Below are 15,600 nucleotides of genomic sequence, written 5' to 3' on the forward strand. Positions count from 1 at the left end.
CAGGGCGATGAATCCGTCATGTAACCGCGTCGGCGTCGCGGGCTCGCAGCCACGGCGCCGCGACGACGGCCAGCGTCCAGCAGATCCAGCCGGTCCACATCGTGTGGCTGGGGTAGTGCGCGCCGCGCGCCATCTGCGCGAAGCCGTAGAGCCCGCCCATCGTCACGACCGCGCCCAGCGCGAACCGTGCCTGCCGCGGATAGGCGCGCCGCAGCATGAAGAACAGGCTGAAGAAGGCGAAGGCGGAACTCGCGTGTCCCGAGGGGAAACAGTGGCCGGGGCCGCCGTCGCGCAGGCCGAAGCGCCAGTGCGACACGTAGTGCGCGACGCCGCCGAACTCGGCCAGGTCCCAGGGGCAGCTCGTGGTGCTGCCCTGCTTCATCAACGGGATCAGGATCAGGCTGACCGCCGTGAGTGCCACCGCACCCCAGCGCTCGCGCCGCGTCAGTCCGGGCCACAGGGGGCGGACGGCGTTGATCAGCAGCATCACGGCCAGTCCGGTGGCGACCCAGCGACCGCCCTGGTGCAGCAGGCCGGAGGTCATCCAGTGGTCGCGCAGCGCGAAGCCATGCGCGTCGGCGAAGAGCCGCACGACGGCCAGGTCCCACCCGGCCAGGTCCCAGAGCAGCAGCGCCGCCAGGCCCGCCAGCGCGACCAGCCAGCCGCGCCGCAGCGCCGGGAGCGACATCGCCCCGACGGGCGACAGGACCGGCGCCGCGGTCGAGCCGGCGCCGAGCTGGAGGGAGGACAGGGGATGCGGCTTCACGGGTCGCAGTGGGCGCCGCGGCGCTGAAGTCGCCCTGAAGTGAAACTGAAGCTCGGCTGAAGACTCGCGCCGTTTCGCACATCGAGGCGGGTGCTCGCGCGTCGTGTCTGCGGCTGCTATCTTTCCCGTCCGGCGATCCGGCCTGAAGGCCGCCCTCACTCCATGCGACTGCTGCTGCTCGAAGACGACGAACTCCTGGGAGAAGGCCTGCGCGATTTCCTGCGCGCCGAGGGCCACACGGTGACCTGGGCCCGACGGCTGTCCGAGGTGCTGCCACGTCAGCATGAGGAGTTCGAGGCGCTGCTGGTCGACTGGCAGTTGCCGGACGGCTCGGGCCTGGACTGGCTGCGCGGGCTGCGCCAGCGCGGCGTGTCGACGCCGGCGCTGATGCTGACCGCGCGGGATCTGCTCGCCGACCGCCTGCAGGGGCTGGACAGCGGCGCCGACGACTATCTGGTCAAGCCCTTCGCGCCGGAGGAACTCGCCGCCCGCCTGCGCGCGGTCAGCCGCCGCCATGTCGGCGCCAGCAGCTCGCAGCGGCGTTACGGCGACGTGGTGCTGGACCTCGCCTCGAAGCGCGCGACGCGGGACGGCCACGCCGTCGAACTCACCGCCCGTGAATGGGCCGTGCTGGAGGCGCTGGCGCAGCGCGCCGGCCGGCTGTACCCGAAGCGCGACCTGGAGCTGCAGGTGCTCGGCGACGACGCCGAGGTCCTGAGCAACGCCCTGGAGGTCCATGTGTCGAGCCTGCGCCGCAAGCTCGGCCGGGAACTGATCGAGACCGTCCGCGGCCTGGGCTACCGGCTCGGGCCGGAGGCCGCTTGAACGTGGAGGCGAACGCGCCCACGGGTCCGCGCCGACCGTCGATCGCCGGGCGCCTAGCGCGCCAGCTGCTGATGATTTCCGCCTTCTGGGCGCTGCTGGCGGGCGTCAGCGTCTGGCTGGTCGTGCAGGAGGAAGTCGACGAGCTGCTCGACGAGACCCTGCAGGCGTCCTCGCAGGTGCTGGGGCAGCTGCTGCGCCAGAGCAGCGCGATGCCGGCCGAGATCGCCGACAACGACGACCTCAGCACCCACTTCGCCTGGCAGCTGGTCGGGGCGGACGGCGCGCTGCTGCACCGCTCGCCGCTGGCGCCGGTGAACGCGTGGAAGCTGCCGCCCGGCTTCAGCGACTGGCAGGACGACGGCACGGACGGCGACGACTGGCGCGTGCACGTGCGCCCGCTGCCGACCGTGGCCGGACCGGGCTGGCTGATGGTGGCGCAGACCAGCGCCGAGCGGAAGGAGGTGCGCAGCCGCGTCGGACTCGCCAGCGCCCTGTCGGCCTTGCTGGTCGGGGGCCTGTGCATGATGTGGATGAACCGGCGCGCGCGGGCCGAACTGGCCCCGCTGGCCGAGCTGTCCAGCGCGCTCGCCGACTACGACCCGCTCGATACCCGCCAGATGCTGCCCGAGCAGCACCGCCAGGAACTGGCCGGGATCCGAGCGGCGGTGCTGGACCTCGGTCAACGCCTGGCACAGCGCGTGGCCAACGAGCGCGCCTTCAGCGCCCATGCGGCGCATGCGTTGCGCACGCCGCTCGCGGGCATGGACGCGCAGCTCGCGATGGCGCTGCGCGAGGCGCCGCCTGAATCGCGCGCCCGGCTGCAGCGCACGCGTGAGGCGGCCGACCGGCTGCGCCGTGTCGTGACCGCGCTGCTGACGTTGTTCCGCACCGGGATGAGCCTGCGCTGGCAGCGCCTGGACCTGATCGAGCTGCTGTCGCTGCTGCCGTTGCCGGACGGCCTGGCGCTGGACCTGCCCGAGGACGAGGCCGGCATCGACGCCGATCCCGACCTGCTCGCCGCGGCGTTGATCAACCTGATCGACAACGCCTGGCGCCACGGCGCCTCGCGGGTGCAGCTGCGCCTGCAGCGCCAGCCCGATGGCGGCCTGCTGCTGCAACTCACGGACAACGGCGAAGGCACGGCCGACTGGCAGCGCGTGGACCTCAACGATGCGCTGGAGCGCCAGCAGTACGAAGGCCGCATGGGCCTGGGCCTGATGATGGCCGACCTCGTGGCGCGCGCCCACGGTGGCGACCTGCGTCTGCCCCCGTGGACGGGGGCTTCGGCGTGGCGATGCGGCTGGGTCCGGCGCCGGACTGATCCGACCCCGGCGGCTACACTTTCGCCCTTATGACGACCCATGCCGCCCTCACCCATTCCCGCGCGCTCGACGTGGCCCGTGCCGCCTTGAAGGTCGAGGCCGATGCGCTGCTGGCGCTCGGTCCCCGGCTGGGCGAATCGTTCGAGCAGGTGGTGCGCACGATCCTCGACAGCGCCGGCCGCGTCGTGGTGATGGGCATGGGCAAGAGCGGCCACGTCGGTCGCAAGATCGCCGCCACGCTGGCGTCCACCGGCACGCCCGCGTTCTTCGTCCATCCCGGCGAGGCCAGCCACGGCGACCTCGGCATGGTCACCCCCGGCGACATCGTGCTGGCACTGTCCAATTCCGGCGAGAGCGACGAGCTCAACGCCATCATCCCGGTGCTCAAGCGCCTGGGCGTGACGCTGATCGGGATGACGGGCGGCCTGTCGTCGTCGCTGGCCAAGCATTCGAACTTCGTGCTGGACTCGCGCGTGGCGCAGGAGGCCTGCCCGCTGAACCTGGCGCCGACCGCGAGCACCACCGCGCAGATCGCGCTCGGCGACGCGCTGGCCGTGGCGCTGCTCGACGCCCGCGGTTTCCGCGCCGAGGACTTCGCGCGGTCGCACCCGGGCGGCTCGCTCGGCCGCCGCCTGCTGACACACGTCCGCGACCTGATGCGCAGCGGTGACTCGCTGCCCCGCGTCGGCGCGGACATGCCGCTGCTCGACATGATGCGGGTGATGTCCGACAAGGGCCTGGGCTGTGCCGTGCTGGCCGATGCCGACGGCAAGGTCGGCGGCATCTTCACCGACGGCGACCTGCGCCGCCTGATCGAGCGCGGCACCGACCTGCGCGGCCTGACCGCCGGCCAGGTGATGCATCCGAATCCGCGCACCGTCGCCGCCGACGCGCTGGCCGTCGTCGCGGCCGACCTGATGGAGCAGGCGCGCATCACGCTCGTCCTGGCGGTCGACGACGAGCAGCGCCTGGTCGGCGCGATCAGCATCAACGACCTGATGCGCGCGAAGGTGATCTGATGAGCGGCTCTTCTCCGGTGGTGCGCGAACTCAAGCCCGCGCTGTCCTTCCCCCCGAGCTGCTGCTGAAGGCGCAAGGCCCGGCGCTCGGGCTCAAGGCCGCGATCTTCGACGTGGACGGCGTGTTGACCGACGGCCGCATCTACCTGAGCGAAGCGGGCGAGACGATCAAGGCCTTCGCCACGCTGGACGGCCACGGCATGAAGCTGCTGGCGCAGGGCGGGATCGTGCCCATCGTGATCACCGGCCGGGACTCGCCGGCGGTGCGGCGCCGGGTGGCCGATCTGGGCCTGCCGCATGCGGTCTACGGCGCGAAGAACAAGCTGGCTGCGGCGCAGCCGCTGCTCGATCAGCTGGGACTGCACTGGGACGAGGTGGCCGCGATCGGCGACGACTGGCCGGACCTGCCGCTGATGGTGCGCGCGGGCTTCGCCTGCGCGCCGGCGCAGGCCCATGCCGAGGTCAAGGCCGTGGCGCATCACGTGACCGCCGCCGCCGGCGGACATGGCGCCGCGCGCGAGTTCTGCGACCTGCTGCTGATCGCGGCCGGCCAGTACGCGAAGCTGCTGAACGGTCATCTCGAGACCCTGGACGGGAGCGGTCACTGATGGCGGCACTCGTTCCGCCACCGATCGCCCCGCGCCGTCGCGCACAGCCGCTGCTGTGGCGTCTGCAATCGATGCTGGCCAACTATGTGCCGCTGCTGCTGATGGCGATGCTGGCGGGGTTCACCTGGTGGCTCATCAAGAACACGCCGCAACTCGAGGCGCCGCGCGAGAAGGCCGCGCCCAAGCATGAGCCGGACTACCGCATGAACGGTTTCGAGGTGCAGCGCTTCAGCAGCGATGGCCGGCTCACCGGCCGGATCATCGGCACCGAGATGCGCCACTACCCGGACAACGACACGCTCGAGATCGACACGCCGGAACTGCGCGCCTACGGCAAGCTGGACGAGCTGCTGGTCGCCGACGCGCAGCGCGGCGTGTCCAACGGCGACGGCAGCGAAGTGCAGCTGCTCGGCGACGTCAAGGTCAAGCGCTACCCGAACGGCGACACGTCGAAGGCACCCGATCTGGAGCTCTACGGCGAGTTCCTGCACGCTTTCGTGCCTCAGCAGCAGATCCGCTCCCACCTGCCGGCGCGCGTCGTCGGCATGGGCGGCGAGATGCAGGTGAAGAGCTTCGTCTACGACCAGTTGACCGGTCGCCTGACCTTCAGCGGCGGCGGTCGCGCGACCTTCGCCGCGCAGCCCGGCGTGCGCCCGTCGCTGCAGCCCGCCAAGGCCGCTGCGAAGACCGCCGCGAAAGAGGGCGCCAAAGAGGGCGCCAAAGAGGGTGCAAAGGCCACCGGCACGGCGTCCGTCAATGCCGTTCCCGCCGATCCCGCCAAGCCGGTCGCCCGACCTGCCAGTGCGGCCTCCGGCACCGCGACCTTCCGCAGCAAGCCATGACCCGACTCGTCTACATCACCGGTGCCTCCAGCGGCATCGGCCAGGCGCTCGCGCTGCAGTACTACCGCGAAGGCTGGAACCTGGCGCTGGTCGCGCGCCGCGTCGAGGAGCTGACGGCCTGGGCCGAGCAGCAGCGGCTGGAGCCATCCCGGTGGCGGGTGTACCGCGCCGACGTCAGCGACGTCGAGGCCATCGCGGCCACCGGCCGCCGCTGCATCGCCGAGCAGGGACTGCCCGACGTCGTCATCGCCAACGCCGGCATCAGCATCGGCATGGACACGGCGATCTACGAGGATCTCGCCGTGATGCAGCGCCTCTACGCCACCAACAACATCGGCCTGGCCGCGACCTTCCATCCGTTCGTCAGCGCCATGCGGGCGCGACGCAGCGGCACGCTCGTGGGCATCGCCAGCGTCGCGGGTATCCGCGGGCTGCCGGGACATGGCGCTTACTGCTCCAGCAAGGCCGCCGTCTTCAGTTATTGCGAGAGCCTGCGCGGGGAATGTCGGCCCGACGGCGTGAAGGTCGTGACGATTGCGCCGGGGTATGTCGATACTCCGCTGACACGGGAGAACCGCTATGGGATGCCCTTCCTGATGCAGCCGGAAGACTTCGCGCGCAAGGCCTATGCGGCCATCGCGGCGGGCGCGCGGGTGCGGTTCATCCCGTGGCAGATGGGTGTCGTGGCGCGTCTGATGCGGCTGTTGCCGGGCGCGCTCTTCGATCGGCTGCTGGCGGGGCGTCCGCGCAAGCATCGTCAGGGCGAGACCTGACCCTGCGCTGATCGCCCAAAGAAAAGGCGCTCCGAGGAGCGCCTTCTTCATTGCGAGGCGGGGTGGACCCGCCTGCCGTGCGTGGCTCAGTAGCCGCCGCGACCGCCGCCGTAGCTGCCGCCGCCGCCACCACCGTAGCCGCCACCGCCGCCGCCGCCGTAACCGCCGCCGCCGCTACGGCCACCGCCGTAACCGCCGCCGCCGCCACTGCGACCACCGCCGCCGCCACCACCGTAGCCGCCGCCGCCACCACCGCCGTAGCCGCCGCCACCGCTGCGGCCACCGCCGCCGCCGAAGCCGCCACCACCGCTGCGGCCACCGCCGCCGAAGCCGCCACCGCCGCCCGGACGGTCTTCACGCGGACGAGCCACGTTGACGACGATCGCGCGGCCGTCGAGGGCCTGACCGTTCATGCCGTTGATGGCAGCCTGCGCTTCGTCATCCGTCGACATTTCCACGAAGCCGAAGCCCTTGGAACGTCCGGTCTCACGATCCATCATGACCTTGGCGGAAATGACGGTGCCGAATGGCGCGAATGCCTCCTGGAGCGACTCATCTCGCACGCTGTAAGCGAGGTTGCCCACGTATAGCTTGTTTCCCATGGGGGAAGCCCTTTCAAAACCAAATAACCCAATGTGCTGCTTCAACCCATCGTGAACCACTCATACGAAGGCGCTGCATTCAGGCGATCCGATTATGTGTGACAGGATTGGCGGTTCGCAACGCGTCAAGCTGGTTGTTGTTTTTCAGCTTATGCGCACAAACCCCGAGCAGTGTCAGAGGCGCTCAACAATCTCCGCCTCCGGCCCTTTGGAGGGGCAAATCAGACTCCCGAGCGCCTCGATTCCCGCTCGGTGTTTTCCACTATGCGGATGCAACCCTGCTGAAATCGCACACCGTGTCGCCCATCGCCCCACCGCGCCCACTTCCGGACGAAGCCCCTGCCGCGCCGCGCCTGCGCATCGTCTCGCTCGTCCCTTCCGTGACGGAACTGCTGTTCGCACTTGGATTGGGCCCCTGGGTCGTCGGCCGCACCGGTTTTTGCATTCACCCCGCGCCAGCGGTGTCAGCAATATCAAAGATCGGGGGGACGAAGGACGTCAACCTCCCGAAAGTGAAGGCGCTGGCACCCACCCATGTGGTGGTCAACGTGGACGAGAACCGCCTCGACACCGTGGAAGCCCTGCGCGCCTGGATCCCCCATTTGGTGGTGACCCATCCGTGTGGTCCGGAAGACAACCTCGGCTTGATCGCGCAGATCGTCGAGATGGTGGAGGTTTTTGCCGCCGAACTGGGGGTCAGGTCTGAACCCGCCGGCAGAAAAGTCACCCCGCCGGAGGAAATTGCCTACCTCGAAGGGGCGCTGCCGGATGTCCCTGAACTCCGTGACCGCGCCGACCGTCTCGCCGCGCGGTTGCAGGAGGAGCTGGCCGCCTGCCGGTCCTTCCTCGCCGGATCCCCGTCGGGGCAGGGCGCGCGTCGCGTGCTCTATCTGATCTGGCGCGCGCCCTGGATGACGGTGGCGCGGGACACCTACATCTCCCGCATGCTCGCCGAGGTGGGCTGGCACACCTGGCCGCCGGTCGACGGCGGCCCGCACGGCGCGGCGCGCTACCCGGTCGTGACGGGCGACGAGCCCTGGCTGGCGGAGATCGACGAGCTGCTGCTCAGTTCCGAGCCCTACCGCTTCGGCCAGGCGCATCTGGCCGAAGCGCAGGCGCTCTGTCCGAACGCCCGGGTGCGGCTGGTCGACGGCGAGCTGATCAGCTGGTACGGACCGCGCGCCGCCGACGGTTTGCGCTACCTGCGCGAGCTGGCGGAGGTGAAGCGCTGCACAACTCCGCGATGATCGCGGGCATGAGCACGTCTTCCGCCGCCGCGTCTCCCACCGCGTCTCCCGCCCCGTTCGCCGGCCAGGTCCTGCTGCTGGAAGACGATCCCGCGATCGCCCAGACCGTCAGCTTCGTGCTGGAGCGTGAGGGCTACCGGGTCCGCGCCTGCGGCTGGCTGCACGAGGCGCGTGCCGCGCTGGCCTCGAACGTGTCGGACCTGGCGATCCTCGACGTCGGCCTGCCGGACGGCAACGGCCTGGACCTGTGCCGCGAACTGCGCCAGGGCCCGCTGGCGCGGCTGCCGGTGCTGGTGCTGAGTGCCCGCAGCGAGGAGGGCGACAAGGTGCTCGGCCTGGAGCTGGGCGCCGACGACTACCTGGGCCAAGCCCTTCAGCAACCGGGAACTGGTCGCGCGGGTACGGGCGCTGCTGCGCCGTGCCCAGGCGCCGGTGGAACCGGCCGCGCCGGCCATCGCCGGTTTCGTCGTCGAGGCCGAAGGCTCCCGGGTGCGCTTCCATGGCGAGCTGCTGCCGCCGACGCGCCGCGAGCTCGGCCTGATGCTGCGTCTGCTGAAGGCGCCCGGACGCATCCACAGCCGCGACAGCCTGCTCGACGCCGTCTGGGGCATGGATGCCGACAGCGGCGACCGGACCGTCGACACCCACATCAAGACCTTGCGCGCCAAGCTGCGCCAGGTGCGGCCCGACCTCGACCCGATCCGCACGCACCGCGGCATGGGCTACTCGCTGGAGTGACGGCGGATGCGCATCGGCCTGCGACTGTTCCTCGGCTTCTTCCTGGTGGCGGGGCTGAGCGCCTTCATCCTGCTGCGCGTCGTGCTGGGCGAGTTCAAGCCCAGCGTGCGCGAGGTGATGGAGGACATGATGGTCGACACCGCCAACCTGGTGGCCGAGCTGGCGCGCGATGAACTCGCCGCGATGCCGCCCGGCGGGGACCTGGGCGGCACGCGCTTTGCGCAACGGGTGCGCGATTACGCCGAGCGTCCCGTCGACGCGCGCATCCTCAGCGCGCGCAAGCGCTCGCTGGATTTCCGGATCTACGTGACGGACGCGGGCGGACGTGTCGTGCTGGACACCAGTCCCGTGCCGGCGGTCGGCCAGGACTACTCCGCCTGGAACGACGTCGCCCGCACCTTGCGCGGCGAGTACGGCGCACGCTCGACGCCCGAGAGGCCCGCGCTCTACGGGAACGCCGGCGAACTCGGCAACGGCAAGGATGCGCAGGGCAGTCCGGTGATGTACGTCGCGGCACCGGTGCGCCTGGACGGGCGCACGATCGGCGTCGTCACTGTCGCGAAGCCGGCGGCCGCGGTGCAGCAGATCATCTTCCGCGCCGAGCGCCGCATCTGGATCGCGGGGCTGGGCCTGCTGGCGGTGTCGCTGGCGGTGGGCGTGGCGGTGACGGCCTGGATGATCCTCACGGTGCGGCGCCTGCGGCGCTACGCGCAGGAGGTCCAGCTCGGCGAGCGCCAGGCGCCGCCGAAGGTGCCCGGCGAGCTCGGCGATCTCGCGCAGGCGATGGATGCGATGCGCGAGCGGCTCGACGGCCGGGAGCGCCTCGAGCACCTGGTGCGCGCGCTGACGCATGAACTCAAGAGCCCGCTGGCCGCGCTGCGCGGCGCCGGCGAACTGCTGCAGGACGCGCTGCCCGACGCGGACCGGCAGCGCTTTGCCGCGCAGGTGGTGTCGCAGAGCGAGCGGATGACGGAGCTGGTGGAGCGGCTGCTCGCCTTGTCCACGCTGGAACTGCGGCGCGGGCCGGAGCATCCGCGACCGGTGGCGCTGGTCGGCGCGGTCGACGAGGCCCTCGCGCTGCTCGGCGACCGGCTGGCGCAACAGGGACTGGCGGTGCGCTGGCTGCGCCGTGACGCGGTGGAACTGCAGGCCGATGCCGAGATGCTCGCGCTGGCGATCAGCAACCTGCTGACGAACGCGATCGACTTCGCACCGTCGGGGTCCGAACTCGTGCTGCAGGTGGGCATCGCGCCGGCGGGCGGCACTCACGGCACCCACGGCACCAGCGCCTTCTTCGAACTTCGCGACCACGGCCCCGGCGTGCCGGCGGGGGCGTTCGCGCAACTGGGCGAGCGCTTCTTCTCGACCGCCCGTCCGGGCAGCCTGCGCAAGGGCTCCGGCCTGGGCCTGGCGATCGTGCGCCAGATCGCGGGTCTGCATCGGGGCGAGTTGCGCTTCGAAGCGGCCGAGCCCGGCCTGCGCGTGAGGCTGGTGTTCCCGCTCTTCACCGCCGCCTCACAAACTTCGTCCTGAGCTCACCACCGCTGCCGAGACTGCCGCCTTCCGTGGACTGCCGAGGGGCAAGGAGAAGGACGATGCAGAGGAAGGCGCTGTGGTGGAAGCTGGTGATCCTGGGCGGCGTGACGCTGCTGCTGATGGTCGTGCTGTTGCGGATCGGCTGGCTGGTGGACGAGCGCCAGGAGCGCCAGCGCGCCGCCGAGGCCGGTGTGGCCGCGGCGCAGTCGGGCCCGCAGGTGCTGCTCGGTCCGCTGGTGCAGCGCAGTTGCTCGGAAGAATGGGAGTCCGTCAGCGGGACCGGCAAGGACCTCACGAAGACGCCGGAACGGCGCGATTTCGTGCTCTCGGCGGTCCCCGCCGACCTCAAGGTCGACGGCACGCTGAACCAGGAGCAGCGCGAGCGCGGCCTGTTCAAGGTGAACGGCTACGCGGGCGAGGTGACGCTGCAGGCCCAGTGGGCCTCGCTGGGCGTGCTGACGCCCGTGGCGGAGCACAAGGGCAGGCTGAGCTGCGGGGACCCGCGCGTGATGTTCGCCGTCAGCGACGCTCGCGGGCTGCGCGCCGTGACCGTCAAGCGCGGCGCCCAGGCCCTGCAGGTCCGGCCGGGCACCCGCCACGACAGCTACCCGCACGGGTTTCATGTGGTGCTTCCGGACCAGGCGCTGGATCAGCCGTTGACGCTGTCGTTCGCGATCAACCTGGTCGGGATGACCGACTTCGGCATCGTGCCGGCGGCCTCCGCGACACAGGTCAAGTTGCGCTCGAACTGGCCGCATCCGAGCTTCGGCGGCCGTTTCCTGCCGATGTCCAAGGAGATCGGCGAGCGCGGCTTCGAGGCGCAGTGGCAGGTGACCGAGCTCGCGACGACGGCGCCTCGCGACGTCCTGGCCGGGTACGCGCTGCCCGGGGTCCAGCGCGACCCGGAGGCCGGCCGTGCCTACGCACCGAATCCGGTGCCGGGCCATGAGGGCAGTCCGGGCGTCGTGGCCGACACGCTGGCGTTCTCGATGATCGATCCGGTCAACCCCTACGTGATGAGCGACCGCGCCATCAAGTACGGCCTGATGTTCATCGTGCTCACCTTCGTCAGCGTCGGTCTGCTGGAGCTGCTGTCCCGCCGTCGCGTGCATCCCGTGCAGTACCTGCTCGTCGGCCTGGCGATGACGCTGTTCTTCCTGCTGCTGCTGAGCCTGTCGGAGCACCTGAGCTTCGCGCTGTCCTATGCGCTGGCGGCGGGCGCGGCGATCGGGCTGCTGAGCTTCTATGGCGCGGCCATGCTCGGCACGGCGCTGCGCGGTCTGGGGTTCGGCGCGCTGGTGGCGGTGCTCTACGGCGCGCTCTTCGTGCTGCTCAACCTGGAGAAGGCCTCGCTGGTGGTCGGCGCCTCGCTGCTCTTCGCGGTGCTGGCGGCGGTCATGACGCTGACGCGGCGCATCGACTGGTACGCGCTGAACGGGCGCACTGCGGAGCGGCCGGAAGAAGCGGCCATCGGCTCCTGGTGACAACGTGGTTGCCGGCCGCCCGTGGCTCGGTCAGCATGGGTCTTCACAGACCCATCACGACAAGAGAGACATGGGCGGAGACAACGCAAGCAACGACCGCGATGCGGCGCCCGAGACCGCCTCGGGCCGCTTCGACACCATCATCGTGGGCGCCGGTACCGCCGGCTGCCTGCTGGCCAACCGGCTCAGCGCCGATCCGTCCAGGCGCGTGCTGCTGCTCGAGGCCGGCGGCCGCGACGACTACCACTGGATCCACATCCCCGTCGGCTACCTGTACTGCATCGGCAATCCGCGCACGGACTGGCTGTTCAAGACGGAGCCCGACGCGGGCCTGAACGGGCGGAGCCTGCGCTATCCGCGCGGCAAGGTGCTGGGCGGGTGCTCGAGCATCAACGGGATGATCTACATGCGGGGCCAGACCCGCGACTACGACGGCTGGGCCGAGGCGGCCGGCGACGACGCCTGGCGCTGGGACGCGGTGCTGCCGTACTTCCGTCAGCATGAGGACCATTGGCGCCTGGACGAGGGAGCCGATCGGCCCCCGGCTTCGACCCGGCGATGCACGGGCACGGCGGCGAGTGGCGCGTCGAGAAGCAGCGACTGCGCTGGGTCGTGCTGGACGCGTTTGCCGAGGCCGCGCAGCAAGCCGGCATCCCGGCGACGCCCGACTTCAATCGCGGCGACAACGAGGGCGTGGGTTACTTCGAGGTCAACCAGCGCGACGGCTGGCGCTGGAACACCGCGAAAGCCTTCCTGCGGCCCACCTGCTACGCGCGGCCCAACTTCGAGATGTGGACCGGCGCGCACGCGCAGCGGCTGCTGTTCGCGCAGCCCGATGGGGAGCTGCGGTGCGACGGCGTGCTCGTGCGCACGCCTCACGGGCTGGAGACCGTCCGCTTGAACCCGGGTGGCGAAGTGCTGCTCGCGGCCGGGGCGATCGGTTCGCCGCAACTGCTGCAGCTGTCAGGCCTCGGGCCGGCGGCGCTGCTGCAACGGCACGGCATCGAGGTCGTGAAGGCATTGCCCGGCGTCGGCGCCAACCTGCAGGACCACCTGCAGATCCGCGCGGTCTTCCAGGTCGACGGCGTCAGCACGCTCAACACCTTGGCGTCGAGCTGGTTCGGCAAGGCGCGGATCGGGCTGGAGTACGCGTTGCGTCGCACCGGTCCGATGAGCATGGCACCGTCCCAGCTCGGTGCGTTCGCCCGGAGCGGGCCGGACAAGGAATGGCCCGACCTGCAGTACCACGTGCAACCGCTGTCGCTGGACGCGTTCGGTGAGCCGCTGCACGGGTTCAACGCGTTCACGGCAAGCGTCTGCAACCTGAATCCGACCAGCCGGGGCACGGTCGCGATCCGCAGCGCCGACGCGGCCGATGCGCCGCTGATCGCGCCCAACTACCTCAGCACCGCCGAGGACCGCGACATCGCGGCGCGCAGCCTGCGGCTGACGCGGCGCATCGTCGAGCAGCCGGCGCTGTCGCGCTACCGGCCGCGCGAGCACAGGCCGGGGGTCGAGTTCCAGACCGACGAGGAACTGGCCCGCCTGGCCGGCGACATCGCCACGACGATCTTCCATCCGGTCGGCACCTGCCGCATGGGCCGGGCCGACGACGAGCGCGCCGTCGTCGACAGCCGCCTGCGCGTGCGCGGCGTGGCCGGTCTGCGGGTCGTCGACGCGAGCGTGATGCCGACGATCACCAGCGGGAACACGAACTCGCCCACGCTGATGATCGCGGAGCGCGCCGCCGCCTGGCTGCGCGCCGGGGAGTGATCCGGCGCCGGCCAGGCGCCGGTCACAGGACCGTCAGGCGCTGAAGCGTTCCTCGATGTAGGCCAGCAGCGTGCGGATCGTCTGGGCCTCGCCGCCGACCGGGCGGCCCGGACGCGCGATGTCGTTCCAGGCGAACAGGTCGATGTGCAGCCAGTCCTGCTCGGGCGGGATGAAGGCCTCGAGGAACAGTGCTGCGTTGATCGCGCCGGCCAGCGCGCTGCGGCCGGTGTTCACGATGTCGGCGATGCTCGAGGTGATGCCTTCCTTGTAGGGCGACCACAGCGGCATGTGCCACAGCGGGTCGTCCATCTTCAGGCCGAGGTCGACCAGGTCGCGCCCGGTGTCCATGTGCTTCGAGAACAGCGCCGGCAGCTGGGCGCCCAGCGCGATGCGGGCCGCGCCGGTCAGCGTGGCCAGGTCGATGATCAGCTCGGGCTTGGACTCGGTGGCGTAGGCGAGCGCGTCGCACAGGATCACGCGGCCCTCGGCATCGGTGTTGCCGATCTCGATGTGCAGGCCGGCGCGGGTCTTGATCACGTCGCCCGGACGGTAGGCGTTGCCGCTGATCGAGTTCTCCACCGCCGGGATCAGCACCTGCAGGCGCACCGGCAGCTTCAGCGCCATGATCAGCGTGGCCAGGCCCAGCGTGTTGGCTGCGCCGCCCATGTCCTTCTTCATCTGGCGCATGCCGTCGGCCGGCTTGATGTCCAGGCCGCCGGTGTCGAAGCACACGCCCTTGCCGACCAGCGTCAGTCTGGGGTGCTTGTCGCTGCCCCAGTTCAGCTCGATCAGGCGCGGCGCGCGGGTGCTCGCGCGGCCGACGGCGTGGATCGCCGGGAAGTTCTTCTTCAGCAGGTCGTCGCCGACGATTTCCTTGAACTTGGCGCCGTGCTGTTTGCCGACGACAGCCGCGGCCTTCGACAGTTCTTCCGGCCCCATGTGCTCGGCGGGCGTGTTGACGAGGTCGCGCACCGCGGTCATCGCGGTGGCGATCGCGAGGCCGCGCTGGCCGTCCGGGCTGCTCTTGATCAGCAGCTGCGCCGGCTCCCGCTTGCGCGGCTTGTAGAGGTCGAACTGGTAGCAGCCCAGTTCCCAGGACATCGCGGCCGCCTCGTCCTGCAGCGGCAGGCCGTCGGGCGACAGGGTATAGACGCCTTCCGGCAGCGCGAGCGGCAGCGCCGCCAGCGCGAACGGGTGGGCGGCATGGGCCACGCCGGCGAAGACCTGCGCCAGCTTGCCGTCCTCGCCCGGCACCAGGGCGAAGGTGTCCGGCGCGGCGGAGAAGCCCAGCGTCGCCAGCCATTGCTGGGTGCGCTTGGGCAGCTTCGGGGCGAGCGCCTGGTAGGCGGCGCGATCCAGCGCCAGGATGGGCGTGGCGCGAGCCACCGAGTTCTTGAATTGGACGTTCATCGATGCACCGGCTCGCCGCGGGTCGCGCGGGGAGCCGGCCTTGGGGTTGGCGGTGAGCCATTCTCGCTCCCTCTCCCGCTTGCGGGAGGGGATGGGGGTGAGGGCGCGCGCAGCGCGCGGGGTCGAGGAACCGCTCAGCAGGACTGCCGCAGACGCGACAGCAGCGATTGCGCCGCCGCGGTCGTGCCGGCCGGCGCATTGGGGCTGGCGGCAGACATCGCCGGGTTGTCCTGAGCGGCCTGGATCAAGCGCTGAGCCGCCGCCGGCCCCGGCAGCACCGGCCCGATGAAGCACACCCGTTCCCCCTGCCCGATCAGCAGCGTCGGGAAGGTCTCGACCTCCAGGTCGTCGACCAGTTCCGAGTCGTCCTCGATGTCCACCCACAGGAAGCGGGCGCCCGGATGCTGCTGACGCAGCACGGCGAAGTCGTCGCGATAGGTGTCGCAGGTCCGGCACCAGGCGGCGCACAGGCAGGCGACCAGCAGGTCGGACGACCTCTCGGAGGCGGGGGCCGGCACGGGCGACGAGGGGGAAACGGCGGACATGGAGCCGGAGCTTAGCCGAGTTGCCCCAAGGGCGAATGCGTTCGCTATACGTCCAAAGCACCATCCTGGTGCCGGGTGCGTGACGATGGCGCGAGCTTTGTTCAGATTTGT

At 70.8% G+C, this 15,600-nt stretch carries 13 protein-coding genes and 2 pseudogenes; 11 read left to right on the forward strand and 4 right to left on the reverse strand.

The window, feature by feature from the left end:
- Positions 1–16: 16 nt before the first annotated feature.
- The gene (locus tag ACQ86G_RS07500) at positions 17–766 is read right to left on the reverse strand and encodes a phosphatase PAP2 family protein (protein WP_431259996.1); all 750 of its coding nucleotides are present in this window, start codon (positions 764–766) and stop codon (positions 17–19) included.
- A gap of 162 nt (positions 767–928) precedes the next feature.
- On the opposite strand from ACQ86G_RS07500, the gene ACQ86G_RS07505 reads away from it, so the two are divergent.
- From ACQ86G_RS07505 to ACQ86G_RS07530, 6 genes are all read left to right on the forward strand, one after another.
- On the forward strand, positions 929–1,591 hold the full coding sequence (locus ACQ86G_RS07505) for a response regulator transcription factor (RefSeq protein ID WP_431259997.1): 663 nt from the start codon (positions 929–931) through the stop codon (positions 1,589–1,591).
- A gap of 71 nt (positions 1,592–1,662) precedes the next feature.
- Positions 1,663–2,946 carry an ATP-binding protein gene (locus ACQ86G_RS07510; protein WP_431259998.1) on the forward strand — a complete coding sequence of 428 codons (1,284 nt, stop codon included), beginning with the start codon at positions 1,663–1,665 and terminating at the stop codon, positions 2,944–2,946.
- Positions 2,943–3,932 carry a KpsF/GutQ family sugar-phosphate isomerase gene (locus ACQ86G_RS07515; protein WP_431259999.1) on the forward strand — a complete coding sequence of 330 codons (990 nt, stop codon included), beginning with the start codon at positions 2,943–2,945 and terminating at the stop codon, positions 3,930–3,932. The genes ACQ86G_RS07510 and ACQ86G_RS07515 overlap by 4 nt, the downstream gene beginning before the upstream one ends.
- A 112-nt stretch (positions 3,933–4,044) precedes the next feature.
- A complete protein-coding gene (locus ACQ86G_RS07520) occupies positions 4,045–4,539 on the forward strand; it encodes a KdsC family phosphatase (protein WP_431260000.1) in 495 nt (164 codons plus the stop codon).
- Entirely contained in the window at positions 4,539–5,381 is an 843-nt protein-coding gene (lptC, locus tag ACQ86G_RS07525) for an LPS export ABC transporter periplasmic protein LptC (RefSeq protein ID WP_431260001.1), read from the forward strand. The genes ACQ86G_RS07520 and lptC overlap by 1 nt, the downstream gene beginning before the upstream one ends.
- Entirely contained in the window at positions 5,378–6,154 is a 777-nt protein-coding gene (locus ACQ86G_RS07530; RefSeq protein ID WP_431260002.1) for an SDR family oxidoreductase, read from the forward strand. Before lptC ends, ACQ86G_RS07530 begins: the two co-directional genes overlap by 4 nt.
- 86 nt (positions 6,155–6,240) lie before the next feature.
- Here the strand turns inward: ACQ86G_RS07530 and ACQ86G_RS07535 are convergent, their stop codons facing one another.
- Positions 6,241–6,756 carry an RNA recognition motif domain-containing protein gene (locus tag ACQ86G_RS07535; RefSeq protein ID WP_431260003.1) on the reverse strand — a complete coding sequence of 172 codons (516 nt, stop codon included), beginning with the start codon at positions 6,754–6,756 and terminating at the stop codon, positions 6,241–6,243.
- A gap of 296 nt (positions 6,757–7,052) precedes the next feature.
- On the opposite strand from ACQ86G_RS07535, the gene ACQ86G_RS07540 reads away from it, so the two are divergent.
- From ACQ86G_RS07540 to ACQ86G_RS07560, 5 genes and pseudogenes are all read left to right on the forward strand, one after another.
- Entirely contained in the window at positions 7,053–8,003 is a 951-nt protein-coding gene (locus tag ACQ86G_RS07540) for a helical backbone metal receptor (protein WP_431260004.1), read from the forward strand.
- An 8-nt stretch (positions 8,004–8,011) separates the two neighbouring features.
- Positions 8,012–8,741 (forward strand): annotated as a pseudogene (gene creB / locus ACQ86G_RS07545) (two-component system response regulator CreB).
- Between the two features lie 6 nt (positions 8,742–8,747).
- Positions 8,748–10,274 carry a two-component system sensor histidine kinase CreC gene (gene creC / locus ACQ86G_RS07550; RefSeq protein ID WP_431260005.1) on the forward strand — a complete coding sequence of 509 codons (1,527 nt, stop codon included), beginning with the start codon at positions 8,748–8,750 and terminating at the stop codon, positions 10,272–10,274.
- Between the two features lie 62 nt (positions 10,275–10,336).
- Positions 10,337–11,761: a cell envelope integrity protein CreD gene (gene creD, locus ACQ86G_RS07555; protein ID WP_431260006.1), complete on the forward strand. Its 1,425-nt coding sequence runs from the start codon at positions 10,337–10,339 to the stop codon at positions 11,759–11,761.
- Between the two features lie 70 nt (positions 11,762–11,831).
- Positions 11,832–13,534, forward strand: a pseudogene (locus tag ACQ86G_RS07560) (GMC family oxidoreductase).
- A gap of 33 nt (positions 13,535–13,567) precedes the next feature.
- Here the strand turns inward: ACQ86G_RS07560 and ACQ86G_RS07565 are convergent.
- Both ACQ86G_RS07565 and ACQ86G_RS07570 read right to left on the reverse strand, forming a co-directional pair.
- Positions 13,568–14,944, reverse strand: a complete 1,377-nt coding sequence (locus tag ACQ86G_RS07565) for a leucyl aminopeptidase family protein (protein WP_431260007.1) — start codon at positions 14,942–14,944, stop codon at positions 13,568–13,570.
- A 134-nt stretch (positions 14,945–15,078) separates the two neighbouring features.
- Entirely contained in the window at positions 15,079–15,489 is a 411-nt protein-coding gene (locus tag ACQ86G_RS07570; protein WP_431260008.1) for a thioredoxin family protein, read from the reverse strand.
- Positions 15,490–15,600: the final 111 nt, after the last annotated feature.

The sequence above is a fragment of the Roseateles chitinivorans genome (assembly GCF_050632145.1).
GTDB classification, from domain to species: Bacteria; Pseudomonadota; Gammaproteobacteria; order Burkholderiales; family Burkholderiaceae_C; genus Roseateles; species Roseateles chitinivorans_B.

Excerpts from the sequence above, each read along its gene's own strand:
- ACQ86G_RS07510 (WP_431259998.1), top strand. The coding sequence starts at position 1,663 with ATGATTTCCGCCTTCTGGGCGCTGCTGGCGGGCGTCAGCGTCTGGCTG.
- ACQ86G_RS07535 (WP_431260003.1), bottom strand. The coding sequence starts at position 6,756 with ATGGGAAACAAGCTATACGTGGGCAACCTCGCTTACAGCGTGCGAGAT.
- ACQ86G_RS07565 (WP_431260007.1), bottom strand. The coding sequence starts at position 14,944 with ATGAACGTCCAATTCAAGAACTCGGTGGCTCGCGCCACGCCCATCCTG.
- ACQ86G_RS07515 (WP_431259999.1), top strand. The coding sequence starts at position 2,943 with ATGACGACCCATGCCGCCCTCACCCATTCCCGCGCGCTCGACGTGGCC.
- creD (WP_431260006.1), top strand. The coding sequence starts at position 10,337 with ATGCAGAGGAAGGCGCTGTGGTGGAAGCTGGTGATCCTGGGCGGCGTG.
- ACQ86G_RS07505 (WP_431259997.1), top strand. The coding sequence starts at position 929 with ATGCGACTGCTGCTGCTCGAAGACGACGAACTCCTGGGAGAAGGCCTG.
- ACQ86G_RS07530 (WP_431260002.1), top strand. The coding sequence starts at position 5,378 with ATGACCCGACTCGTCTACATCACCGGTGCCTCCAGCGGCATCGGCCAG.
- lptC (WP_431260001.1), top strand. The coding sequence starts at position 4,539 with ATGGCGGCACTCGTTCCGCCACCGATCGCCCCGCGCCGTCGCGCACAG.
- creC (WP_431260005.1), top strand. The coding sequence starts at position 8,748 with ATGCGCATCGGCCTGCGACTGTTCCTCGGCTTCTTCCTGGTGGCGGGG.
- ACQ86G_RS07570 (WP_431260008.1), bottom strand. The coding sequence starts at position 15,489 with ATGTCCGCCGTTTCCCCCTCGTCGCCCGTGCCGGCCCCCGCCTCCGAG.